Origin of the sequence: Ancylobacter sonchi (assembly GCF_018390695.1) — a bacterium.
Taxonomy (GTDB): domain Bacteria; phylum Pseudomonadota; class Alphaproteobacteria; order Rhizobiales; family Xanthobacteraceae; genus Ancylobacter; species Ancylobacter sonchi.
Genome location: NZ_JAHBGF010000016.1, coordinates 85045 through 108629, shown reverse-complemented (window position 1 = coordinate 108629; position 23585 = coordinate 85045). Strand labels below are relative to the sequence as shown.

Annotated in this window: 24 protein-coding genes; 19 read left to right on the top strand and 5 right to left on the bottom strand. The window is 69.1% G+C overall.

Annotated elements, in window-relative coordinates:
* Nucleotides 1–63: 63 nt before the first annotated feature.
* The 3 genes from KHC28_RS07870 (at nucleotide 64) to KHC28_RS07860 (ending at nucleotide 2928) form a co-directional block, all read left to right on the top strand.
* On the top strand, nucleotides 64–753 hold the full coding sequence (locus KHC28_RS07870; RefSeq protein WP_214007794.1) for a glutathione S-transferase family protein: 690 nt from the start codon (nucleotides 64–66) through the stop codon (nucleotides 751–753).
* Between the two features lie 77 nt (nucleotides 754–830).
* The gene (gene queG / locus KHC28_RS07865; RefSeq protein ID WP_246564501.1) at nucleotides 831–1949 is read left to right on the top strand and encodes a tRNA epoxyqueuosine(34) reductase QueG; all 1119 of its coding nucleotides are present in this window, start codon (nucleotides 831–833) and stop codon (nucleotides 1947–1949) included.
* Nucleotides 1950–2064: 115 nt separating this feature from the next.
* Nucleotides 2065–2928: a Rossmann-fold NAD(P)-binding domain-containing protein gene (locus KHC28_RS07860; protein ID WP_214007792.1), complete on the top strand. Its 864-nt coding sequence runs from the start codon at nucleotides 2065–2067 to the stop codon at nucleotides 2926–2928.
* A gap of 3 nt (nucleotides 2929–2931) precedes the next feature.
* Here KHC28_RS07860 and KHC28_RS07855 read toward each other — a convergent pair whose 3' ends face one another.
* Entirely contained in the window at nucleotides 2932–3570 is a 639-nt protein-coding gene (locus KHC28_RS07855; protein ID WP_214007791.1) for a TetR/AcrR family transcriptional regulator, read from the bottom strand.
* Between the two features lie 625 nt (nucleotides 3571–4195).
* Here KHC28_RS07855 and KHC28_RS07850 point away from each other — a divergent pair.
* Nucleotides 4196–6049: a potassium transporter Kup gene (locus tag KHC28_RS07850; RefSeq protein ID WP_312893129.1), complete on the top strand. Its 1854-nt coding sequence runs from the start codon at nucleotides 4196–4198 to the stop codon at nucleotides 6047–6049.
* Nucleotides 6050–6268: 219 nt separating this feature from the next.
* Complete coding sequence (locus tag KHC28_RS07845; protein WP_246564499.1) at nucleotides 6269–7426, top strand: putative bifunctional lysylphosphatidylglycerol flippase/synthetase; 1158 nt, start codon at nucleotides 6269–6271, stop codon at nucleotides 7424–7426.
* A 33-nt stretch (nucleotides 7427–7459) separates the two neighbouring features.
* Here KHC28_RS07845 and KHC28_RS07840 read toward each other — a convergent pair whose 3' ends face one another.
* Complete coding sequence (locus tag KHC28_RS07840) at nucleotides 7460–8218, bottom strand: hypothetical protein (protein WP_214007789.1); 759 nt, start codon at nucleotides 8216–8218, stop codon at nucleotides 7460–7462.
* A gap of 224 nt (nucleotides 8219–8442) precedes the next feature.
* Nucleotides 8443–9504 carry a polyphosphate kinase 2 gene (ppk2, locus tag KHC28_RS07835; RefSeq protein ID WP_246564497.1) on the bottom strand — a complete coding sequence of 354 codons (1062 nt, stop codon included), beginning with the start codon at nucleotides 9502–9504 and terminating at the stop codon, nucleotides 8443–8445.
* A gap of 146 nt (nucleotides 9505–9650) precedes the next feature.
* Here ppk2 and KHC28_RS07830 point away from each other — a divergent pair, with 146 nt between their 5' ends.
* The 7 genes from KHC28_RS07830 to phoB all read left to right on the top strand — a co-directional run bounded on the left by KHC28_RS07830 (nucleotide 9651) and on the right by phoB (nucleotide 16497).
* On the top strand, nucleotides 9651–10976 hold the full coding sequence (locus tag KHC28_RS07830) for an ATP-binding protein (protein ID WP_214007788.1): 1326 nt from the start codon (nucleotides 9651–9653) through the stop codon (nucleotides 10974–10976).
* A 144-nt stretch (nucleotides 10977–11120) separates the two neighbouring features.
* Nucleotides 11121–12164, top strand: a complete 1044-nt coding sequence (pstS, locus tag KHC28_RS07825; protein WP_214007787.1) for a phosphate ABC transporter substrate-binding protein PstS — start codon at nucleotides 11121–11123, stop codon at nucleotides 12162–12164.
* Between the two features lie 201 nt (nucleotides 12165–12365).
* Entirely contained in the window at nucleotides 12366–13343 is a 978-nt protein-coding gene (pstC, locus tag KHC28_RS07820) for a phosphate ABC transporter permease subunit PstC (RefSeq protein ID WP_214007786.1), read from the top strand.
* A gap of 14 nt (nucleotides 13344–13357) precedes the next feature.
* Nucleotides 13358–14191, top strand: a complete 834-nt coding sequence (gene pstA, locus KHC28_RS07815) for a phosphate ABC transporter permease PstA (RefSeq protein WP_214007785.1) — start codon at nucleotides 13358–13360, stop codon at nucleotides 14189–14191.
* 7 nt (nucleotides 14192–14198) lie between these two features.
* Nucleotides 14199–15020, top strand: coding sequence for a phosphate ABC transporter ATP-binding protein PstB (gene pstB / locus KHC28_RS07810; RefSeq protein WP_214007784.1), 822 nt, complete (start codon nucleotides 14199–14201; stop codon nucleotides 15018–15020).
* A 26-nt stretch (nucleotides 15021–15046) separates the two neighbouring features.
* Nucleotides 15047–15763, top strand: a complete 717-nt coding sequence (gene phoU, locus KHC28_RS07805; protein ID WP_214007783.1) for a phosphate signaling complex protein PhoU — start codon at nucleotides 15047–15049, stop codon at nucleotides 15761–15763.
* A 32-nt stretch (nucleotides 15764–15795) separates the two neighbouring features.
* Complete coding sequence (gene phoB, locus KHC28_RS07800) at nucleotides 15796–16497, top strand: phosphate regulon transcriptional regulator PhoB (RefSeq protein ID WP_214007782.1); 702 nt, start codon at nucleotides 15796–15798, stop codon at nucleotides 16495–16497.
* Between the two features lie 73 nt (nucleotides 16498–16570).
* Here the strand turns inward: phoB and KHC28_RS07795 are convergent, their stop codons facing one another.
* Nucleotides 16571–17695, bottom strand: a complete 1125-nt coding sequence (locus KHC28_RS07795) for a linear amide C-N hydrolase (RefSeq protein ID WP_214007781.1) — start codon at nucleotides 17693–17695, stop codon at nucleotides 16571–16573.
* A gap of 272 nt (nucleotides 17696–17967) precedes the next feature.
* Between KHC28_RS07795 and nthA the strand changes: the two genes are divergently transcribed.
* Genes nthA through KHC28_RS07775 form a run of 4 tightly spaced genes read left to right on the top strand, consistent with a single transcriptional unit; the run spans nucleotide 17968 to nucleotide 19719 of the window.
* Complete coding sequence (gene nthA / locus KHC28_RS07790) at nucleotides 17968–18681, top strand: nitrile hydratase subunit alpha (protein ID WP_214007780.1); 714 nt, start codon at nucleotides 17968–17970, stop codon at nucleotides 18679–18681.
* Nucleotides 18681–19019 carry an SH3-like domain-containing protein gene (locus KHC28_RS27710; RefSeq protein WP_214007779.1) on the top strand — a complete coding sequence of 113 codons (339 nt, stop codon included), beginning with the start codon at nucleotides 18681–18683 and terminating at the stop codon, nucleotides 19017–19019. The genes nthA and KHC28_RS27710 overlap by 1 nt, the downstream gene beginning before the upstream one ends.
* A complete protein-coding gene (locus KHC28_RS27705; RefSeq protein ID WP_214007778.1) occupies nucleotides 19019–19384 on the top strand; it encodes an SH3-like domain-containing protein in 366 nt (121 codons plus the stop codon). The genes KHC28_RS27710 and KHC28_RS27705 overlap by 1 nt, the downstream gene beginning before the upstream one ends.
* A complete protein-coding gene (locus tag KHC28_RS07775; protein ID WP_214007777.1) occupies nucleotides 19381–19719 on the top strand; it encodes a nitrile hydratase accessory protein in 339 nt (112 codons plus the stop codon). Before KHC28_RS27705 ends, KHC28_RS07775 begins: the two co-directional genes overlap by 4 nt.
* Nucleotides 19720–20015: 296 nt before the next feature.
* Here the strand turns inward: KHC28_RS07775 and KHC28_RS07770 are convergent, their stop codons facing one another.
* Nucleotides 20016–20780, bottom strand: a complete 765-nt coding sequence (locus tag KHC28_RS07770) for an SDR family oxidoreductase (protein WP_214007776.1) — start codon at nucleotides 20778–20780, stop codon at nucleotides 20016–20018.
* Nucleotides 20781–20918: 138 nt separating this feature from the next.
* Here KHC28_RS07770 and KHC28_RS07765 point away from each other — a divergent pair, with 138 nt between their 5' ends.
* The 3 genes from KHC28_RS07765 (at nucleotide 20919) to KHC28_RS07755 (ending at nucleotide 23548) form a co-directional block, all read left to right on the top strand.
* Entirely contained in the window at nucleotides 20919–21815 is an 897-nt protein-coding gene (locus tag KHC28_RS07765; protein ID WP_214007775.1) for a LysR family transcriptional regulator, read from the top strand.
* Nucleotides 21816–21936: 121 nt separating this feature from the next.
* Nucleotides 21937–22890, top strand: coding sequence for an AraC family transcriptional regulator (locus KHC28_RS07760; protein WP_214007774.1), 954 nt, complete (start codon nucleotides 21937–21939; stop codon nucleotides 22888–22890).
* A 124-nt stretch (nucleotides 22891–23014) separates the two neighbouring features.
* A complete protein-coding gene (locus tag KHC28_RS07755) occupies nucleotides 23015–23548 on the top strand; it encodes a hypothetical protein (RefSeq protein WP_214007773.1) in 534 nt (177 codons plus the stop codon).
* Nucleotides 23549–23585 lie beyond the last annotated feature (37 nt).

Here is a 23585-nt window from a genome sequence, read left to right as displayed (position 1 = left end):
ACCCCTCTAGACCGATCAGCGGACGGCGCTCATTTGAGGCGGCCGCGCGGCGCTCCCCGGACAATGCAGCTCTATCATCACCCCTTCTGCCAGTTCTCGCGTTTGATCCGTCTCGCCCTCGGCGAGATGGGCATGGCTCCCGAACTCATCGAGGAACGGGTGTGGGAGCGGCGACCGGGTTTCCTGGTGCTCGATCCGGCCGGCCAGACCCCGGTGCTGGTGGAGGCGGACGGGCTGGTGGTGCCGGGCGGCACCGTCATCGCCGAATATCTCGACGAGACCTACGGCCATGCGATGGGCGACCGCCGCCTGCTGCCGGGTGGTCGCGAGGAGCGCATCGAGGTGCGCCGGCTGATGGCCTGGTTCAACGAGAAGTTCTACTTCGAGGTGTCCGAGCCGCTGGTGCGCGAGAAGGTCTACAAGCGCTACATGCCGCGCGAGGCCGGCGGCGGCCCGCCGGACATGCCGGCCATCCGTGCTGCCCGCGCCAACATCCGCTATCATCTGCACTATATCGGCTGGCTTCTGAAGACGCGGAACTGGCTGGCCGGCGACCGGCTCACCTATGCCGACCTCGCCGCCGCTGCGCATATTTCCTGCGTCGACTATCTGGGCGACGTGCCGTGGGACGAGGACGAGACGGCGAAGATCTGGTACGCGCGCATCAAGTCGCGCCCGGCGTTCCGGCCGCTGCTCGCCCTGACCATGGCGGGCATGCCGCCGGCCGCCTGCTACGCGGATCTGGATTTCTGACCCCCGGCGCGGCCACATCCCCGCAGGCTGTCACGTCCTTGCCGGCAGACAAGTCGTCGCCGTCGGCCAGATCCCTGTTGTCGGCCAAATCCCTGCTGGTCGATCTCGCTCGCGAGGAAGGCTTCGACGCCATCGGCATCTGCGCCGCCGACGCCATCCCGCAGGCGGCGCCACGCCTCGCCGAATGGCTGGCTGACGGCGCGCAGGGTGACATGGACTGGATGGTGGAGACGGCGGCGCGCCGCTCCTCGCCACGCGCGTTGTGGCCGGAGGCGCGCTCCGTCATCATGCTCGGCCTCAATTACGGCCCGGACGAGGACCCCCGCGCGGCGCTCGACGACCGCCTGCGTGGCGCCATTTCGGTCTATGCGCGCGGCGACGACTATCACGAGCTGATCAAGGGCAAGCTGAAGCGCATCTGCTCGCGCTTCGTGCCGCGCGCCGGCAGTGCCGGAACCGTCGAGGTGAAGGTGTTCGTCGACACCGCCCCGCTGATGGAGAAGCCGCTCGCCGCCGCCTCGGGGCTCGGCTGGCAGGGCAAGCACACCAATCTGGTTTCGCGCGAAAAGGGTTCCTGGCTGCTGCTCGGCGCCATCGCCACCACGCTGGAACTGCCGCCGGACGCACCCGAGCGCGACCATTGCGGCTCCTGCCGCGCCTGCCTCGACGCCTGCCCGACCGGCGCCTTTCCCGCGCCCTACCGCATCGATGCGCGGCGCTGCGTCTCCTATCTCACCATCGAGCATCGCGGCCCGATCCCACGCGAGCTGCGCCCGCTGATCGGCAACCGCATCTATGGCTGCGACGACTGCCTCGCCGCCTGCCCGTGGAACAAGTTCGCGCAGACCGGTCGCGAGGCGCGCCTCGCCGCCCGCGACGAGAACCGCAACCCGTCGCTCGCCGAGCTCGCCCGGCTCGACGACGCCTCGTTCCGTGCCCGCTTCGCGAAAAGCCCGATCAAGCGCACCGGGCGGGTGCGGTTCCTGCGCAACGTGCTCACCGCCATCGGCAATTCCGGCGACGCCGCCCTTGCCGGCGAAGCGGGGCGCCTGCTCGACGATCCCGCGCCGCTGATCCGCGGCGCGGCGGTGTGGGCGCTTGCGCGCCTGCTGCCGCCGGACGACTTCGCCGGGCTCGCCGCCCGCCACTTGCCGGTCGAGGCCGATGCCTCGGTGCGAGCGGAATGGGAGGCCTAGGGATGTCGGGTGGAACACGGTTCGCCGGACAGGCTCCGGATTGTTGTTGTGACGCATTTTCTTCACGCGAGACGGCGCCACGTCGCGCGAAAATGCCCATGCTGGAGACCGCCGCGTGACGACGCTGATCTGCCTTGGCTACGGCTTCTGTGCCCGCGCCTATGCCGCGCGCTTCGGCGCGCGGTTCGACCGCCGCCTCGGCACCTCGCGCAAGGGCGAGCGGGTGGTGGAAGGCGACATGCAATTGCTGGCACCGGAGTCGCCGGGCCTGGCCGAGGCGGCAGCCGGTGCGGCGGCGGTGCTGGTCAGCGCCGCACCGGGCGAGGGCGGCGATCCATTCCTGCCGCTGCTCGGTGAGGCGCTCGCCAAGGGCACCGGCCCGATCGTCTATCTCTCCACCATCGGCGTCTATGGCGACAGCGCCGGCGGCTGGATCGACGAGAGCGCTCCGCTCGCTGGCGGCAAGCCCCGGACCGTCCGCCGGATCGAGGCGGAAGCGGCGTGGCAGGCGCTCGGTGCCCGCGTCGGCCGGCCGGTGGCGGTGTTGCGGCTCGGCGGCATCTATGGACCCGGCCGCAACGCCCTCGTCGACGTCGCCGATGGTAGCGCCCGCTGCATCGAGCGCGACGGCCAGGTGTTCAACCGCATCCATGTCGACGACATTGCCGGCGCCGTCGATGCCGCCTTCCGCCTCGGCTTCGACGGTGCGGTGAGCGTGGTCGACGACGAGCCCTCCCCGGCCTGCGCGCCGGTGCGCCATGCCGCCCGCCTGCTCGGCCGGCCGGAGCCGGTGCCGGTGCCCTTCGCCGAGGCGTCCGCCTCCATGTCGGCGATGGCGCTGTCCTTCTGGGCCGACAATCGCCGGGTGCGCAACGAGCGGCTCAAGCGAGACCTCGGGGTCGATCTGGCCTTTCCCAGCTACCGCGAGGGGCTCGACGCGCTGTTCGCCGCCGGCGAGGGGATCGGGACCGGCGGTTGAGACTCAGGGCCTTGGCGCGAAGGCACGCAGGAACGCGTCGACGGTGAAGCGGATCGCCCGGGCGACCGCCTCGGGCGCCGGCCGCCTCAGGTCGCCGAACAGCACCGGGGTGACGGTCTGGGCATAGCAGCTGCAGATGAATTGCCTGGCCGCCAGTTCCGGCTCCTCGATGGCGAGTTCGCCATCGGCGGATTTGCCGGCCAGCCAGCGGCTTAGCAGCGCCACGGTGGTCTCGATGCCCGCCTCGTGATAGGCGGCGCCGACGGCCGGGAATTTCTCGGCGGCGCTGATCACCACCCGCAGCGTGGCGATGTAGTCGGGTTCCGCCATCGCCGCGATGTAGCGCCGGGCGACGGCGGTGAGCTCGGCGTCCACCTCGCCCTGCGGGTCGAGCTGGAAGCAGCGCTCGGCAATATCCGAGCATTTCTCGCGCAGCAGGGCGCGGAACAGCTCCTCCTTCGAGACGAAGTAGGTGTAGAGCGTACCCTTGGACACGCCGGCCGCCCGTGCGATCTCGCCCATGCTGGCGCCGTCGAAGCCGCTCGCCAGGAAGACCCCGGCGGCGCCGTCGAGGATCTGCCGGCGCTTGCCGCTCGCGGCGGGAAAGGTCCAGTCGTTCGGGATGGTGAGCGCGGAGGGCATGAGGATCATCGCTGCGCGGGGATTCGCCACGAAACCTAGTACGTTTTCGAATTGTCGTGATCACGTTGCCGCTATTGCGGTTGAAGATTTCTCGACCCCGCTGACAAAGCCGGTTCCCGGGCCTATATAGCCTCCTAGCGACTGACCGAACGGTTCAGACGGTAAATTGGATCCAATACTCCGGCCGCCTAGCTCTTCGGAGTTCCGGCCGGGCCGGTTGCCGCCGTCGTGAGTCCGAATGGCTCCCGCAAGCCTGAGGATCGCTCCGACGGATGGTTGAGGGAGGGGAGCTTCCGCCCCCCCACGCTCCTCTCCCTCAAATCTTCCCGGCTTACCGCCTGTCTCCGTTCGCGCCGGCAGAGGTCCGGCGTGTCCGGGACCCGGGTTCCCCAGCGCCGGCCGATGCTTGCCGGACTTTTGGGGAAACACCGCTTGGCGTCGGCGGCGCGCCGCGCTATTGCTGCGGTGCGCGACTTCCTCCTCATCGTCGGCGTCGATCATGCCAAGGGCCAGTTTGGTGAAATGCGTCCGCAGCGGCCGGGGCGGCCGGTGCCTAGCGTGCCGTCCGTCAGGGGCATAACGAGGCATTATGGCCCGGACCTCTTCTACGACCAGCGCGAAACGCGTGATCCCCTTTACCGCCGAACTCGCGGCGCTCGGCGTGGTGTTCGGCGACATCGGCACCAGCCCGCTCTACGCCTTCAAGCAGGGCCTATTGGCGGTAGGCGGCGCCGCGGCGACGCCGGACGAGGTGCTCGGCATCCTGTCGCTGATCACCTGGGCGATCATCCTGTCGGTCACCATCAAATATGTGCTGCTGGTGCTGCGGGCCGACAATGACGGCGAAGGCGGCATTCTCGCCCTGGTGACCCTGCTCGACCTGCACCGCAGCGCCAATGGCGCCCGGCTGTGGCTGCTGGTCGCCGGGCTGGTCGGCGCGGCGATGCTGATCGGCGACGGCGTGCTCACCCCGGCCATGTCGGTGCTCTCCGCCATTGAGGGCCTCGAAGTGGTGGCGCCGGCGCTCGACCACTGGATCGTCGCCGTCACCGTGGTGGTGATCCTGGCGGTGTTCGTCTCGCAGCGGGCCGGCACCGACCGCATCGGCGCCTTCTACGGCCCGATCATGCTGCTCTGGTTCGTCACGCTTGGCGCCTTCGGCGTCTACGGCATCGTCCAGCAGCCCGGCGTCCTGGTGGCGGTCGATCCGCGCTACGGCATCGCCCTGATCGCCGATCATTTCTGGTTCGCCGGCGCGGTGCTCGGCGCCGCCTTCCTCGCCATCACCGGCGGCGAGGCGCTCTATGCCGATCTCGGTCATTTCGGCCGGCGGGTGATCACCCGCGCCTGGCTGTTCGTCGCGATGCCCGCTTTGCTGCTCAACTATTACGGCCAGGGCGCCACCGTGCTGATCAACCCGGCGGCGGTGCGCAACCCGTTCTACGACCTGTCGCCGGACATGTTCGACGTGCCGCTGCTGTTCCTGGCGGCGGCGGCAACCGTCATCGCCTCGCAGGCGATCATCACCGGTGTGTTCTCGCTCGCCAAGCAGGCGATCGAACTCGGCTACCTGCCGCCGATGCGCATCCGCTACACCAGCGAGCATAACGACCAGCACATCTATATCGGTCGGCTCAACTGGCTGCTGATGCTGGCCTGCACCGCGGTGGTGGTGTCGTTCGGCTCGTCGGACCGGCTCGCCTCTGCCTATGGCATCGCGGTGGCGATGGCGATGATCTCCACCACCATCCTGTTCGTCGCCTATGTGAAGCGGCTCGACCGGCTGCCGGTACTGGCTCTGGTCGGTCTCGCCGGCGGGCTCCTGGTGGTCGACGTCTCCTTCGCCGCCGCCAACCTCACCAAGCTGCACGACGGCGGCTGGCTGCCGGTCGCCATCGCCTCGCTGGTGCTGGTGGTGATGGTGAGCTGGCGGCGTGGGCTCGAAGGGCTGGGCATCCAGCAGAAGCGCTTCGCCGAGCCGCTGGAGGAGTTCGTCGCCCGCGGCAAGCCGGCCGGCTGCGCCACCTCGGCGCGCACCGCCATCTTCCTGTCGCGCGGCGGCGCGCTGACCCCGGTGGCGCTCGGCCGGCTGTCCGACCTGTTCAACGTGCAGTTCTCGAAATCGGTCATCGCTTCGGTGTGGATCGCCTCGCGCCCGCGCGTGCCGGTCGACGAGCGGGTGCGCGTCACCGTGCTCGATCCCGGCCATGTGCGGGTCGATGTGCGCTTCGGCTACATGCAGCAGATCGACGTGCCCTCGGTGCTCGGCCCGGCGCTGTATTCGCTGGGCATCGACCCGGACGAGGCGGTCTATGTCATCGGCCACGAGCGCATCATGCCGCCGGAGGAAATCCTCGGCATTCGCGACGCGCTCGCGCATGTCTTCGCCTTTCTGGCGCGTAACGCCGAGCGCTCGGTGGACCGGTTCGGCCTGCCGCGCCCGCGCACCATCGAAATCGGCTATCCGGTGCGGCTATGAGCGCGGTTCACACAAACGCGACCGTCATGCCGCCGTCACGGGGTTGCCGCGTTCTGGGCCGACAAGCGCGCCCTTCCATGGCGGGGTGCCTCGGCCTGTTCCCTAAGGGAAGTTCGCCGCGCGGTGTCGCCGCAGTGATGGGCGGTTCCGCCGGAGGCCAAGCTCTGCTACGCCTGGGTCGGGAACGCGCATGACGACAGACGGGATGACGGGAACGCCATGAGCAGCACGCTGAGCGCGATAGCGAAGTTCTTACGCGAGCGTGTCGGCTGGCATGGCGTAGGGGTGGTGGCCAGCCTGGCCATCATCGGCGTCGCCGTGATCGTGCTCTACGAGATGTTGCGCAACATCCACCCCGGCGAGGTGCTGGACGCGCTCACCGATACCCCGCCCTGGCGGGTGGCGCTCGCCGCGCTGTTCGTCGCCTGCGCCTATTTCACCCTGACCTTCTACGACTGGTTCGCCCTGCGTACCATCGGCAAAAGCCATGTGCCCTACCGCACGGCGGCGCTGGCTTCCTTCACCTCCTATTCCATCGGCCACAATATCGGCTTCTCCGCCTTCACCGGCGGCACGGTGCGCTACCGCATCTATTCCGCGCACGGGCTCGGGGCCGTGGACGTCGCCAAGCTGTGCTTCATCACCGGCCTCACCTTTTGGCTGGGCAACATGGCGATCCTCGGCCTCGGCATCAGCATCGAGCCGTGGGCGGCGAGCGCGGTCGACCAGCTGCCGGCCTGGATCAACCGGCTGATCGGCCTCGGTCTTCTGGCGGCGCTGGCCGCCTATGTGGTGTGGGTCGGGCTGAAGCCGCGCCGCATCGGCATTGGCAAGGGCCACTGGCAGGTGACGCTGCCGGGCTGGAAGCTGACGCTGCTGCAGATGGTGATCGGCATGGTCGATCTCTCCTTCTGCGCCGCGGCGATGTATGTGCTGATGCCGCAGACGCCGTTCATCGACCCGATCGCGCTCGGCGTGGTGTTCATTTCGGCGACGCTGCTCGGCTTCGCCAGCCATGCGCCCGGCGGGCTCGGCGTGTTCGACGCCGCCATGCTGGTCGCGTTGTCGCAGTTCGAGAAGGAGCCGCTGCTCGGCGCGCTGCTGCTGCTGCGTCTGCTCTACTACGTGACGCCTTTCGCCATCGCCCTCGTCACCATGGGCGTTCGCGAGTTGCTGCTCAGCCGCCGGCGCAAGGTGGGCGTGCCCGCTTCGCTCGATACGGCGCTGGCCGCCGCCGCCCTGCCCGCGCGGCTCGACGATCTGCAGCCGCAGGTGGGAGATGTTCTGTCGGGAGATGCGCCGTCGGGGGCCGGGCCGGTGTCGGGCGGCGGACTGGCCGAGGCCGTCGGCGAGGCGCCGCGCCGGGCGGTCGGCTGAGCTCCGGCCCCGTCCGGCCTTCCGGCCGGCTCGTCAGCGCGTCAGGCTCGGCACCATGCCCTGGATGGCGCTCGGCAGCCGCTTGACCTTCACCCCCTTGGGCAGCGACACCGCGTCGGGCGACAGCGCCGCGCGCGAGATCTCCGTTGCCTGGAACATCACCTTCTTGCCGGAATCGGTATAGGTCAGCGAGCGCAGCGGCACGCCATCGAGGGTGATGCAGGCCTCGATCGGCGCCGCGGTGGTGCGGTCGGTGCCGCGCCAGATGTCGCAGGGCTCGCCGGCGACCGTGTCGGTGCCCCAGTACTGGCTGTCGGCCGGCATGTCGATCGCCGCATATTCCGGCGGCAGCGTCATCTCCACCGCCACCCGGCCGAGGCCGGGCAGGTTGGACAGCACCGCGAGCTTGCGGGCCTTCAGGTCGATGAAGCCGGTCAGCGTCGTCGTCACCGCGGCGACGCCGACATCGACGCGGATGCGGCCCTGGCGATGCACGATATGCACCTCGCCGCCCTCCGGCAGGGTGCGTCCGCGCAGGGTGAAGTCGATGGAGGGGCGCGGCGGCATCGGTCCCGGCGCCGGCGGCCCGAACGGGGCGGGCGCGAAGGGCGGCGGGCCGAACACCCCCGCCGGCGGCCCGAAGGGCGGCGCCTCGAAACCGGGTGGCCCGTAGCCGGGCGGCAGGCCGGGCGGTGGCCCGGGCGGCGAGGGTTCGGCGGCGGCAGCCGCGCCCGCGCACAGGCCGCACAGGCCCGTGGTCAGCAAGCGCCGGATCGGCCGGAGAAAGATCATGTCGCGGTCGCGGTCCCGGGTCGGACGAAGTGGGATCGGGCGGAAGGATGATGCGGTCGGCGCCGGCCTCGTTCCAGGCAGGGACAGCGCGACGCAACATCCTGATCGCGTCCGGCATTTGCCGGACGACCTGGCGCCTGTTGCGCATCCGCCCCCAATGACCGACGCAGCGTCATGCTCTTATGCCGATGAGGTCTGGCAGGCAATCTGGGCGCCAGCAGGGCTCAACCATCGGCCCGGTGCAGAAAATTGCGCCCGTCGAGCACGATCTGCGGGTCGGGCACGCCGACCACCCGGTCGTCGCGCTCCGCATAGGGCAGCCGCGCCAGCACCTGGCGGATGACGCCGAGCCGCGCGCGCATCTTGTCGTTGGCGAGCACGGCCGTCCACGGCGCCCCCGGCTGGTCGGTGGCGGCGATCATCGCGTCGCGCGCCGCCGAGATCGCCTCCCAGCGGGAGGGCGCGGCGAGGTCGACCGGCGACAGCTTCCAGTGCTTCAGCGGGTCCTTCTTGCGGGCGAACAGCCGCTTCAGCTGCATTTCGCGGCCGATGTCGAGCCAGATCTTGAACAGGCGGATGCCGTCCTCGGCGAGCATCTTCTCGAAGGTCGGCGCCTGTTCGAGGAAATGCGCCGTCTCCTGCGGCGTGCAGAAGCCCATCACCGGCTCGACCACCGCGCGATTGTACCAGGAGCGGTCGAACAGCACGATCTCGCCCTTGCGCGGCAGATGCGCGATATAGCGCTGGAAATACCACTGGCCGGCCTCGGCCTCGGTGGGCTTGCTCAGCGCCACTACCCGCACGAAGCGCGGGTTGAGGTGCTGCACGAAGCGGTGGATGGCGCCGCCCTTGCCGGCCGCGTCGCGCCCCTCGAACACGATGACGATGCGCTCGCCGGTCTCGCTGACCCAGCGCTGCAGCTTCAGGAGTTCGATCTGCAGCCCGAGCAGCTCCTTTTCGTAGTGCTTGCGCTTGGGCCGGTCGGCATAGGGATAGTTGCCGCTGCGATAGGCGCGCTCGTCGATGATCGCCGGAAGCGACGGCAGGTCGAGCGAGAAGCTGCCGAGCGCCGAGGCGAGCCGCCCGGCATCGCCGTCCTTCGACGCGCCGCTCTTGCCCGCCGCGCTTTTTCCGCCAGCGCCTTTCCCCTGCGCCTTCTTGCGGCCGTCGCCGTCGGGGCCTGGCACCGGCATGTCGGGGAGGGCGTCCTGCGCCGTGACGGCGTCGGTGGTGGAGGATTTCGCGGCGACGGGCTTGACCGCCGCGCGGTTCGCCTTCTTCGTCATATGGAAGCCTCTCGATGAGACCATAAGAAGAAATGGTTGAGTCGCTCCCTCGCCCGCTGGACGGATTTTCCGGCGAATCCATCCGGGCAGGCGAACACAACATAACGTAAAGAATGAAATTTGGGCATCCCGAGGAGGTGAGCGCCATGAGCATCGAAGAATCCGGTCCGTTCGCGCGTGAGACGCTCGGCGAGCGCCTCCTCGCGGCGCGCTGGATTCTGCTCGCCGGCGGTCTCGGCCTGCTCGTCGCGGTGGGGCAGGAGGTGCTTGCCACCGGTCCTGCGCTGCTGCTCGGCGGCGTGCTGTTTTTTGCCGCCTGCCTGCCGGCGGGGCGCTGGCGCTTCCGCCAGCCGGTCGCCGCCGCCCTGTCGCGGCTGCGCGAGCCGCCGGCACCGCCGCCGGACCGGCTCGCCGCGCTGGTGGTGGCGCTGCCGGAGGCGGCGCTGCTGCTCGATCATCGCGGCACGGTGCGCGCCGCCAATGCGCGGGCGTCCGGCATGCTGGCCGCGGTGCGCGTCGGCGATCCCGTCTCCTTCGCGGTGCGGGTGCCGGAAGTGCTGGAGGCGATCCGCGCCGCCAGCGCCGACGGCAAGGCCCGTCGCGTCGAGTTCAGCCAGCGGGTGCCGGTCGACCGCTGGCTGCGCGCCGATATCGTGCCGGTCACCGGACCGGGCACCGGCGGGGGCCGCGCGGAGAAGGTCGAGGCGCTGCTGCTCAGCTTCACCGACCTCACCCCGCAGCGGCGCGTCGAGCAGATGCGGGTCGATTTCATCGCCAATGCCAGCCACGAGCTGCGCACCCCGCTCGCCTCGCTTTCCGGCTTCATCGAGACGCTGCAGGGCCCGGCCCGCAACGACGCCACCGCCCGCGAGCGTTTCCTCAAGATCATGGCCGAGCAGGCCCGGCGCATGTCGCGCCTGATCGACGACCTGCTGTCGCTGTCGCGCATCGAGCTCAACGCCCATATGCGCCCGCAGTCGCGGGTGGATCTGGGCGCGGCGGTCGGCCATGTGCGCGAGGCGCTGGCCCCGCTCGGCGCCGAGCGGGGCGTGGAGATCGTCTTCGAGCAGCCGGCGGCGCCGGTGCTGGTGCAGGGCGACCGCGACGAGCTGATCCGCGTCTTCGAGAACCTGGTCGAGAACGCGCTGAAATATGGCGCCTCCGGCGAGCGGGTGGAGATCACCCTGTCGCGCGACGGCGACGATGCGCTGGTGGCGATCCGCGACTACGGGCCGGGCATCGCCCCCGAGCACGTGCCCCGCCTCACCGAGCGCTTCTACCGCGTCGACACCGCCCATTCGCGCGAGCAGGGCGGCACCGGGCTCGGCCTCGCCATCGTCAAGCACATCGTCGCCCGTCATCGCGGCCGGCTCGGCATAGACAGCATTCCGGGCGATGGCTCGACATTCTCGGTCCGGCTGGCGGCACTGCCGGCAGAAGTGACGAAAAACGACGCCAAGACAATGGCTTGACCTGTCATTTAAGTGTCATTGCAAAGTCATAGAACGGTGGCGTCCGGTCGTTAAGAGTCCCGTGTGATCCATCACCGCCTACGGGCAACACCTCCGGCCCGGCTCGTGCGCCGCGCGAGCCGCTGAAGCACTGGGAGAAGACCTTTGAAATTCAACCGCCTCCTCGGCGTCGCCGTGGTCTCGTTCGCCGCCCTGACCGGCAACGCCTTCGCTGCCGACATCAACGGCGCGGGCGCCTCGTTCCCGGCCCCGGTCTACCAGGCCTGGGCTGCGGCTTATAAGGCGAAGTCCGGCACCGGCCTCAACTATCAGTCGATCGGCTCGGGCGGTGGTCAGAACCAGATCGTCAACCGCACGGTCGATTTCGGCGCCTCCGACGCGCCGATGAAGGACGACAAGCTCGAGCAGGCCAGCCTGCTGCAGTTCCCGACCGTGATCGGCTCGGTGGTCGCCATCGTCAACATCGACGGCGTCGCCGACGGCCAGCTCACCCTCGACGGCGCCACCCTCGCCGACATCTACCAGGGCAAGATCACCAAGTGGAACGACCCGAAGATCGCCGCGCTCAACAAGGGCGTGACGCTGCCGGATCTGGCCATCGTCCCGGTTTACCGCTCGGATTCGTCGGGCACCTCCTTCGTGTTCACCTCCTACCTCGCTTCGGTCAGCGCGGACTGGAAGTCCAACATCGGCGCCGCAACCTCGGTGCAGTGGCCGGCTGGCGCCGGCGCCAAGGGCAATGAAGGCATTGCCGGCACCGTGAAGAACACCAAGGGCGCGGTCGGCTATGTCGAGTTCGTCTATGCCGCGGCCAACTCGCTGACCTCGACCAACCTCGTCAACAAGGCCGGCAAGGTCGTGAAGCCGACCACCGCCGCCTTCATGGACGCCGCCGCCGCCGCCGACTGGAAGGGCGCGAAGAACTTCGCCGCTTCGATGATCGACACCGCCGGCGAGAAGGCCTGGCCGATCACCAGCGCCACCTACATCCTGCTGCCGAAGAACCCCGCCAACGGCGCGCAGTCGGCCGAAGTGATCAAGTTCTTCGACTGGGCGTACGGCGCCGAGGGCGACGCCATCGCTGAGAAGCTGCACTATATCGCGCTGCCGGACTCGGTGGTCAGCGCCATCCGCGACGCCTGGAAGGCCGAAGTGAAGGCCGACGGCAAGGCGGTCTGGACCAACTGAGCCTCAAGGCTCCGATAGCGGGCGAGGGGGTGTCGCCGTCCTGACGGCCGCCCCCTCGCCTTTCGCTCGCCGATACCGTGCCGTGCCTTCCGCGTCTTGCCCGCCCCGGGTGCGAGCGTCCATCGAGGCGCCCGTCAGGCCGGTGAGCAGGCAATCCCGTTTCAAGCGCATCAGCGGCGACAGCGCTCAAGGACATTCGACATGGCTGCCTCTATCAGCGGAACCGAGGCCGACACGGCCCTGCTCGCCGCGCACAAGCCGACCGGGCGCATCAGCGATCCCATCTTCGTCGGCCTGCTCTGGGCCAGCGGCATTTTCGTGCTGGTTCTGCTCGGCCTCATCATCGCCATGCTCTTCGAGGGCGGGTTGCCCGCGCTACGCGAGTTCGGCATCTCCTTCCTCTGGTCCACCACCTGGAACCCGGTCACCGAGCGCTTCGGCGCCGGCGTCATGGTGTTCGGCACGGTGGCGAGCGCGGTGATCGCCGTCATCGTGGCGCTGCCGCTCTCCTTCGGCATCGCCTTCTTCCTCACCGAGATCGCCCCCGGTCCGTTCCGCCGGCCGATCGGCGTCGCCATCCAGCTGCTCGCGGCCGTCCCGTCGATCATCTACGGCATGTGGGGCTTCTTCATCGTGGTGCCGCTGATCGCCGCCTATGTGCAGCCGCCGCTGATCGAGTGGCTCGGCCCGATCCCGCTGCTCGGCGCGCTGTTCCAGGGGCCGCCGCTCGGCGCCGGCATGCTCACCGCCGGCCTGATCCTGGCGCTGATGATCCTGCCCTTCATCACCGCGATGTTCGTCGAGGTGCTGGAATCGGTGCCGCCGATGCTGAAGGAATCCGCCTACGGCGTCGGCGCCACCAGCTACGAGGTCTATCGCAACGTCTCGGTGCCCTATGGCCGCACGGCCATGGTCGGCGCGGTGATGCTCGGCCTCGGCCGCGCGCTCGGCGAGACCATGGCGGTCACCTTCGTCATCGGCAACGCCACCCGCATGTCGGCCTCGCTGTTCGCGCCGGGCGCCACCATCGCCTCGACCATCGCCAACGAGTTCCCCGAGGCGTCGATCGGCTCGCTCAAGCTGCAGTCGCTGCTGCAGCTCGGCTTCATCCTGTTCGTCATCTCCTTCATCGTTCTCGCTCTGTCGCGCCTCCTGGTGCGTTCGAAGCTCAAGGGCTGAGGGGAGAGGAAATCATGGCATCGCTCGCCCGCCGTCGCACCACCGACTACGTCGTCAAGGCCATCTCCACCGGCTTCGCCGCACTTTCGCTGGTGCTGCTCGCCTGGATCCTGTGGACGCTGCTGTCCCGCGGCCTTCCGGCCCTCGGCCCGCACGTCTTCACCAAGATCACCGCGCCGCCCGGCGCGGGTGGCGGCCTGCTCAACGCCATCGTCGGCTCGCTGATCCAGATCGGCGTCGCGCTGATCGTCGGCACGCCCATCGGCCTGATGTGCGGCACCTTCCTCGCTGAGAACGGCCGCGGCACCCAGGTCGCCAACGTCGTGCGCTTCGTCAACGACGTGCTGCTGTCGGCGCCGTCGATCCTGATCGGTCTGTTCGTCTACCAGCTGCTGGTGGTGCCGTTCGGCGGCTTCTCCGGCTGGGCCGGCTCGGCGGCGCTCGCCATCCTGGTCATCCCGGTGGTGGTGCGCACCACCGAGGACATGCTCAACCTGGTGCCGATCGGCCTGCGCGAGGCGGCCTTCGCGCTCGGCGCGCCGCAGTGGAAGGTGGTCACCTTCATTACCTGGCGCGCCGCCCGCGCCGGCATCGTCACCGGCATCCTGCTGGCGCTGGCTCGCGCCGCCGGCGAGACCGCGCCGCTGCTGTTCACCTCGCTCGGCAATAATGGCTGGTCGCTGAACATGTCGGCGCCCATGGCGTCGCTGCCGATCGCGATCTATCAATACGCCGCCAGCCCCTTCGAGGATTGGGTCGCCCTTGCCTGGGCCGGCGCCCTCATCATCACCGTCGGGGTGCTGACCCTGAACGTCCTGTCCCGCCTGGTTCTGGCGAAGATGAAGTGAGACGGCCATGAATTTCGCACCCGATACCTCGATCGACATCGCTTCCGCCGTCAATCGCGCCACCGCGCCGTCCGCCGAGCCCAAGCTCAAGGTCGAGAAGCTGAATTTCTACTACGGCGACAACCACGCGCTGAAGAACATCAACTTCACCATTCCCGAGAAGCGCGTCACCGCGATGATCGGGCCGTCGGGCTGCGGCAAGTCCACGCTGCTGCGCGTGTTCAACCGCATGTACCAGCTCTATCCGGGCCAGCGCGCGGAAGGGAAGATCCATTTCGACGGCGGCGACCTCCTGTCGAAGAACCTCGACTCGACGGTAATCCGCTCGCGCATCGGCATGGTGTTCCAGAAGCCGACGCCGTTCCCGATGTCGATCTATGACAACATCGCCTTCGGCGTGAAGCTGCATGAGAGCCTCTCCAAGTCGCAGATGGACGAGCGGGTGGAATGGTGCCTGCGCAAGGCCGCCATCTGGGAGGAGACCAAGGACCGCCTGCACACTTCGGCGCTCGGCATGTCCGGCGGCCAGCAGCAGCGCCTGTGCATCGCCCGCACCATCGCGGTGCGGCCGGAAGTGATCCTGCTCGACGAGCCGACCTCGGCGCTCGATCCTATCTCGACCTCGAAGATCGAGGACCTGATCGACGAGCTGAAGCAGGAATTCACCATCGTCATCGTGACGCACAACATGCAGCAGGCCGCCCGCTGCGCCGACATCACCTCGTTCTTCTATCTCGGCGAGCTGATCGAGGTCGGGCCGTCGAACGAGATCTTCACCAATCCGCGCGAGGCGCGCACCCGCGACTACATCACCGGCCGCTTCGGCTGAGTGGCGACGGGAAAAAGGATCGTCCGATGCCCTCCGAACACATCGTCTCCTCGTTCGACACCGATCTCAAGGAGATCAGCCGCCACGTGGTGGAGATGGGTGGCCAGGCCGAACAGCTGGTCGCCGATTCCGTGCAGGCGCTGATCAAGCGCGACGCCGAGCTTGCCCAGAAGGTGATCGTGCTCGACGGCCCGATCGACCTCCTGCAGCGGGAGATCGAGGAAAAGGCGATCCTCACCATCGCCCGTCGCCAGCCGCTGGCCGGCGACCTGCGCGAGGTCGTCGCCGCGATGCGCATCGCCAACGACCTCGAGCGCATCGGCGACCTCGCCAAGAACACCGCCAAGCGCGTGCTCGCCCTCACCGGCGAGTTCCACCCGCAGAAGCTGGTGCGCGGCGTCGAGCACATGTCCAGCATGGTGCTCGAGCAGCTCAAGGAAGTGCTCGACGCCTATGCCGGCCGCGACGACGCCCGCGCCATCGAGGTGTGGAAGCGCGATGGCGAGATCGACGTGCTCTACACCTCGCTGTTCCGCGAGCTCCTCACCTACATGATGGAAGACCCGCGCAACATCTCGCTGTGCACGCACCTGCTGTTCTGCGCCAAGAACATCGAGCGCATCGGCGACCACGCCACCAACGTTGCCGAGACGGTGCACTATCTCGCCACCGGCCAGCTGCTGACCGACGAGCGGCCGAAGCAGGATACCACCAGCCTGACCTCGGTTCCGTTCCCCTCCTGAGGCGGGGGCGGATCTTTCTCACGGGATAAGCGATGCCGACCAACATTCTCATCGTCGAGGACGAGGAGCCGCTCACCCTGCTGCTGCGCTACAATCTCGAGGCCGAGGGCTATTCGGTCGAGAGCGTGGCGCGCGGCGACGAGGCCGAGACGCGGCTGCGCGAGAAGGTGCCGGATCTGGTCCTGCTGGACTGGATGCTGCCGGGCCTGTCCGGCATCGAGCTGTGCCGGCGCCTGCGCGCTCGGCCGGAAACCGAGCGCATGCCGATCCTCATGCTCACCGCCCGCGGCGAGGAGACCGAGCGCGTGCGCGGCCTCGCCACCGGCGCCGACGACTATGTGGTGAAGCCATTCTCGGTGCCCGAGCTGGTGGCGCGGGTACGGGCGCTGCTGCGCCGGGCCAAGCCCGACCATATCTCGACGCTGCTGCGCGCCGGCGACATCGAGCTCGACCGCGAGACCAAGCGGGTGCACCGCTCCGGCCGCGAGCTGCATCTCGGCCCCACCGAGTTCCGGCTGCTGGAGTTCCTGATGCAGTCGCCGGGCCGGGTCTATTCGCGCGAGCAACTGCTCGACGGCGTCTGGGGCCAGGACGTCTATATCGACGAGCGCACCGTCGACGTGCATGTCGGCCGGCTGCGCAAGGCGCTGAACCGTCCGCGCCAGCCCGACCCGATCCGCACCGTGCGCGGCTCCGGCTATTCCTTCAACGAGATGTTCGCCCGCGCCCATTGAGGCGCGGTGCCGATGCGGCAAACGGTTCCGCCGGCCCACGGGTCGGCGGAAGGCTGGTCGGCGGAGCCTCGCCTCACGGCTTGGGGAAGGCCAGCGGCGGCGGGGTCGGCATCGGCTTCAGCGGCGCGACGGCCAGGGCCTTGGCGTCGAGGTCGAAGCTCGTCAGGTCGACCGCGCGCAGCACCTGGTCGTCATAGGTCTTCACATAGTAGCGCCGGTTCTTGAGGTCGGCGACCGACGACCACTGGGTGTATTCCAGATCGGCGGTGCTGCCGCCGCCCGGCTGGATGAAACCGACCGGGATGTCGAAATTGTTGAGGATGTGCTCGGCGAGGCGCACGCTCGGCTCGCCGCTCGGCAGCTTCTGCGCCGACATCGCATAGCCGAGCGCGCGGATGAAGCGCGAGGGCGGCGTCGGGTCGCCGGGAATGCCGAGCAGGCCGGAGCCCTGGCCGAACGAGGAAATCGTCTGGCCGCCCACCTTGATGTCCGGTGCGTTGACCGGCGAGAGCTTCACATAGTTCTTGAGATTGGTGAGGTGCCAGCTGAAGTCGGGGGCGTTGGTCATCACCCCGAACGGGTTGTCGTAGACCTTCAGCTCGCCGCCCACCGGCTCGATCACCAGCGAGGCGCCGCCGGCGTCGTGCAGCGTGTAGTGGAAGGGCGGGGTGATGCCCATTTGCGGCTGGGCGACGTCGACGATCGTGATGCCGGCGAGCGCCGCCTTGACCTCGGCCACGGTGGCGAAGTTGGTCAGCGCCCAGGTCAGGAAGTCCCACGGCGCCATGGCGCTTTTCGGGTCCGCCTTGGCCGGGTCGGCATAGCCGGCATAGTCGGGGAAATACAGGATGCCGCCGGCGAGGCCCTTCTCGTTCATGCCGTCGGTCAGCACCGGCAGGCCGAAGGCATTCATGCCGACGGCGGCATAGGTCGAGGTCCAGGCGATGCCGGGCTTGCCACCGGGACCGGTGCCGGCCAGCGCGAAGTGGCGTGGGATCACCATCACGTCGGAGGCGAGCTTGAAGCCGAATTCCATGGTGCGGCCATAGACATAGGCGCCGTCGGAGGTGCCCAGCAGGAAGCTGGTGCAGGCCTGCGCCGGCGCGCCGAGGGCGAGGCTCAGCGCCACAGCGAGGGAGACGCCGAGGCGGGCGCCGCGTCCCGCAAGCGTCCGGCGTTTCGATTTTGCCTCGAACATGGCGCGAATCCCTCTCTATTTCGGCGGGCGCAGCGTAAGGCAGATCCGGCCGGCGGCAAGGGTATCTAAGTGGCTAAACGCCGGGGCCGATCAGTCGGGAGGTTGCACGTGCAGCTGCGTCTGCCGGGGCGCCTGCTTTTTCACCATGCCGTTTTTCTACCCCTGCATCGTCGACACGCGCAGGGCGTGTCCGCATAATGCGGCTTTCCCGGCGATTTCAGGCCAGTGACTTCAGGCTGGCGATTTCAGTCTCTTGGGCGGACCGCATCGGCATGGCAGGGCAGCACGACGACCACGATCATGACGATCACTCGCACGGTGATCATTCGCATGAGGGCCATGATCACGATCATTTCCACCGCATCCACTCCGAGGAAGTCGACGCGCTACTGATGTCGATCGCCGACATCGAGATCAGCGCCCGCGTCAAGGCGCTGGAGGAACTGCTCACCCAGAAGGGGCTGGTCGATCCATCGGCGCTCGACGCGGTGGTGGACCTCTACGAGAACCAGATCGGCCCGAAGAACGGCGCCAGGGTGATCGCCCGCGCCTGGGCCGATCCCGTCTACAAGGCGTGGCTGCTCGCCGATCCCAACGCCGCCATCGCCGATCTCGGCTTCGCCGGCGCGCAGGGCGAGAACATGGTGGCCTTGGAAAACACGGCGGATGTGCACAACGTCGTCGTCTGCACCCTGTGCTCCTGCTACCCGTGGCCGGTGCTCGGCCTGCCGCCTGTCTGGTACAAGAGCATGCCCTACCGCACCCGCATCGTGCGCGACCCGCGCTCGGTGCTGGCCGAATTCGGCACCGTGCTGCCGGACAGCACCGAGATCCGCGTCTGGGATAGCAATTCCGAGGTGCGCTACCTCGTCGTCCCCCGCCGCCCGGAGGGCACAGAGGGCCTCGACGAGGCGGCGCTCGCCGCCCTCGTCTCCCGCGACAGCATGATCGGCGTCACCGAAGCCCTGAGCCCGGAGCCGGCCTAATGAACTCGGTACATGATTGCGGCGGCTTCGACGGCTTCGGCCGGGTGGTGCCGGCGGGCTATGACGGAAGCGAGCCGGTGTTCAAGCACGAGTGGGAGCGGCGCATGTGCGCGCTGTTCATGGTCACCATCGGCGCGCACTATTCCGACGACGAGTTCCGCCAGTCGCGCGAGCGGCTGGAGCCGGTGACGTACCTCACCCGCCCCTATTACGAGCAATGGTGGTTCGCGGTGGCGCGGCTGATGATGGAGAAGGGGCTGATGACCCCCGAGGAATTCGGCCGCCATCTCGCCGCCGGCCGCGCCCCTTCCGCCGACATTCTCGCCGGAGACGCCTGATGCTCAGCGCCGCCGACATTCTCGACATTCTCGCCACCGGCGCCACCACCCGGATCGAGGATCCCGCCCGCGTGCCGGCCTTCGCGCCGGGCGACAAGGTCGTCACCCGCACGCTCAGCCCGCTCACCCATACGCGGCTGCCGCGCTACTGCCGCGGCAAGCGCGGCGTGGTGGTGAAGGTGCACGGCCTCTATGCGCTGCCGGATGTGCGCGCCATCGGCGATGAGGAGACGCGGGAATATTGCTACGCCGTGCGCTTCGACATGCGCGAGCTCTGGGGTCCGCAGGGCGCGGCGACCGACAGCCTCACCATCGACCTGTGGGACAGCTATCTGCTGCCCGCCCCCGTGGAGGTGACGCCGTGACCGGCCCGCTGCTGCCCGATCTCGACCGGCCGAAGGCCTTCGCCGCCCCGTGGGAGGCGCAGGCCTTCGCGCTGGTGGTGAAGCTGCACGAGCGCGGCCTGTTCGAATGGCCGGAATTCGCCGCCCGGCTCAGCGCCGAGATCCACGCCCATCCGGACCAGCCCTATTATGTCTCATGGCACGAGGCGGCGGTGGAGCTGCTGGTCGACAAGGGGCTGATGGAGGCCGGCGCCTTTCTCGATCAGGCGCGGGCGGTGGTGCGGTTCCGCGCCTCCGACCATCACCATGTCGCCCGCCTGACCCCCATCGCCGTCGATCCCGCGCGGGCCGGCTGAACGGGCGTGAAGGATCTGCGGGCGCGGGCAGCCATCGCCGCCAGCGGCCGCCACTCCCGCTCCCCCGCACGAACTCGGCTGCTGCCGAGTTCGTCACCCAGTAAGGTCACCAGCGGAGACATCCGATGGTGACGGAGGGGGTAGGGTGAGGGGCTCGACGCTCCGCAATGGCGTGGTTCCAGGCGTCGTGCCGGGGCCGTCCAGCTCTCTGCCCGAACCTCCTCCTGCCTCCGGCTTTGGCATCGCCGGACCGAACGCGGCAACGCTCGACTTGACTGGCAGTCACGCTGGAGCAGTTACGTCCGGGTGATCGACAGCCCGCCATCCACCAGATGCGCGGTGCCGGTGACGAAGGACGCATCGTCCGAGGCGAGATAGAGCGCGGCGCGCGCCAGCTCCTCCGGCTGGCCGGCCCGCTTCAGCGCGTGCAGGCCGTTGATGAAGCCCTGCGCCTCCGCCGTGTTGTTGGCCTCGCGATACATCTCGGTCTCCACCGCGCCGGGCAGCAGCGCGTTCACCCGGATGCCCTGTGGGCCATATTCCGCCGCCAGCGCCTGGGTGAGGCCGATCAGCCCGGACTTCGAGGCGGCATAGGCGGCCATCTGCGGAAACGCCGTCGTGTAGCCGACGAAGGTCGAGGTGAAGATCACCGAGCCGCTGCCGGTCTTCGCCATTTCGTCGATCTGGTGCTTGGCGCCGAGGAAGGCGCCGGTGAGGTTCACCGCCAGCGTCTGGTTCCAGCCGTCGAGGGACACGCCGGTGCTCGGGCCCTTCTCGCCCAGCGTGCCGGCATTGTTGAAGGCGATGTCCAGCCGGCCGAACCGCTCGACCGCCAGCGCCACCAGCGCGCGGGCATAGTCCTCGGCGCTCACGTCGCCGGCCAGCGCCACGGCCTCACCGCCGGCGGCGGTGATCTCCGCCACCAGCGCGTCGAGCTCGGCCTGCCGGCGGGCGCCCACCACCAGTTTCGCGCCCTCGCGGGCGAACAGCGTCGCCGTCGCCCGGCCGATGCCGGAGCTGGCGCCGGTGATCAGCGCCACCTTGTCCTGAAGACGTCCCATCGTAATTCTCCTGAGGTTGCGAACCGCCGCCGCGCGGCCGGCCCGCCGGTTGTCATTGTGTCGGCAGGGAGTATGGCGATGCCGAAGCGTTCGGATTAGCCTGCGGAAAATGGAATTGGTGTCCGGGAAATCCGAACGATGAAGCTCGACGGCATCGCCGCCTTCGTCGCCATTGCCGAGGCGGGCTCGATCAGCGAGGCGGCCCGTCGGCTGCGGCTTTCGAAATCGGTGGTCAGCGACCGGTTGAAGGAGCTGGAGCAGCGGCTCGGCGCCAGCCTGATCCACCGCTCCACCCGCAAGCTGTCGCTCACCGAGGACGGCCTCGCCTTTCTGGAGCGCGCTTCGGGGGCGCTGCACGAACTGGAATCCGCCGCCGCCGCCTTGGCCGAGCGGCGCGGCGCGCTGGCCGGACCGCTGCGGCTCTCCGCGCCGGTCACCTTTAGCCGGCTGCATCTCGGCCCGGCGCTCTACCCCTTCCTCGCCCGGCATCCGCGCATCGAGCTCACCCTCGATCTCGACGACCGCCGCATCGACGCCCATTCGGAAGGCTATGACGGTGTGGTGCGGCACGGGCCGCTGCATGATAGCCGGCTGGTCGCCTGGCGTCTCGCCCGCAGCCGGCGGGTGCTGGTGGCCTCGCCGGACTATCTCGCCCGCCACGGCACGCCGTGCAGCCTCGCCGAGCTGGAGGCGCATCGCGGCATCTTCTACACCGGCCGCGGCATCGCCGACTGGCGCTTCCTCACCGAGGACGGAACGGTGCATCTGCGTGCGCCGGCGGCGCTGCGGGTGAACAATGGCGAACTGATGCGCGACGCCGCCCTCGCCGGGCTCGGCATCGCCTTGCTGCCGCTGTTCATCTCCGGGCCGCCGCTGAAGGCCGGAACGCTGGTGGCGGTCGAGGTCGGCGCGGTGACGGAGCCGGAATTCATCTATGTCGCCCACCCGGAGGGGCGCCGTCCCCCGGCCAAGCTGCGGGCGCTGGCCGACTGGCTGCGGCAGGCGTTCGGCGACCCGCCCTATTGGGAGCCGTGAGCCGCGCCTCCATCAAGCCTCCGCTGTGCCTCCGTCGTCGCCGGATTGACTTTTCTGCCGTAGCGTCACACCTGTCCGCCCGCAACACGGCAAAAGACCAAGGCTGTCCGGGGGGAACGCCATGCAACGCCTGTCGACCGAGGACGTGCCGCGGCACGAGCGCCTCGCTTTCATCCATGATGTGGTCGGCCGCCATGCCGCCGGCATGAACTTCAATCCGGTGGACTCCGAGAGCTTCCGCGCCCGCTTCTCCATCCTGCCGCTCGACGGCGTGCTGGTCGGCGACGCCTGCTACGACGCCTTCACCGGGGTGAGGTCGCGCGAGCTGCTCGCCGATGGCCGCGACGACTACCAGCTCTTGGTCAATCCCGTCGGCTACGAGACCGAGATCGACGGCGGCCGCACGCTGGCCGTCGGCGCCGGCGAGCTGCTGGCCTTCGACCAGTCGGCGCGCTTCGTCACGCGGGCGCCGGCCAGCTGCTACGAGGTGCTGGTACTGCCGCGCCGGGTGCTGGCGGCGCTGGTGCCCGGCCTTGGCGGCCACGCCTTCCGCACGGCGGGACGCGAGACGGCCGGGCTCGGCCTGCTGGTCGGCTATGCCCAGCTGCTGCGCCGACACCCGCCGGCGACGCCGGAGGCGTCCCGGCTGGCGGCGGACCATCTCACCCGGCTCGCCGCGCTCACCCTCGCCGCCAATCCGGCGGAGGGCGCCGAGCAGCACGGCTCGGCGCTGCGCGGCGCCCGGCTGGCGCTGATCCAGCGGCACATCCTCGCCCGGCTCGACGATCCCGAGCTCGACATCGCCGCCATCGCCCGCCGCCACGGCATCTCGCCGCGCTATGTGCAGCTCCTGTTCGCGCAGGAAGGCACCAGCTTCTCGGACTTCCTGCGCGAGGCGCGGCTGGAGCGCGCCTTCCGCCGGCTCGGCGATCCGTCGAGCCGCGAGAGCATCGCCAGCCTCGCCTTCGATGCCGGCTTCACCGACCTGTCGACCTTCAACCGCGCCTTCCGCCGCCGCTATGGCTGCACGCCGTCCGACGTGCGGGCGCGGGCGGTACGGGCGAGGAGAAACTGACGTCCGGGGAGTCGAAGACCGCGTAACCGGCTGCGCGGCACGCCCAGTTGCTGCGCGCGATGCCGAGACCGGACCGTCCGGTCCGTTTAGCAAGACGCTCGCGTTTCACCAGCGAGTGCCAATCATGTCTTACCTGCCCCTACGCCTGCGGACGCGTGCGGCTATCGTCACGCTTGCGCTCGTCCTGCTCGCCGGCCTCGTCGCCCATGCGATGGCCAGTCCCGCAGCGCTGACCACCGCCGAGGCCGCCAAGGTGGTCGATCTCGTCGAGAAGCTGTCGCCCGAGCTCGGCCCGCTCGCCTATGACGAGGAGACCGCCGACGAGTGGTTCACCCGCGACGAGGTGCGCGGCGGCCTGATCGCCAAGGCCGGCTTCACCCGCGAGAGCTGGCGCGCCGCCTTCGACGCCACCTTCTGCGGCTATCTCGCCAATCTGCCGGAGGCCCCGCTCGACGCCCGCTTCGCGCAGATGCGCAAGCGCCTCGAGCACACGCCGCGCATGACGCCGGAGCAGCGGGCTGCCGCCCTCGCCTTCGTAGACGAGCACGAGCAGCGCCTCGGCCAGCTGCGCGCCGCCGGCCGGCCGGATGCCGCGACCGTGCGCCCGCTGGTGTCGCGCCTCGACCGGCTGATGCCGCAGGACGTCGCGAGCGAATAGCGTCGTCGGCGAGTGATCTCGCCGGCGCGGGACCTCC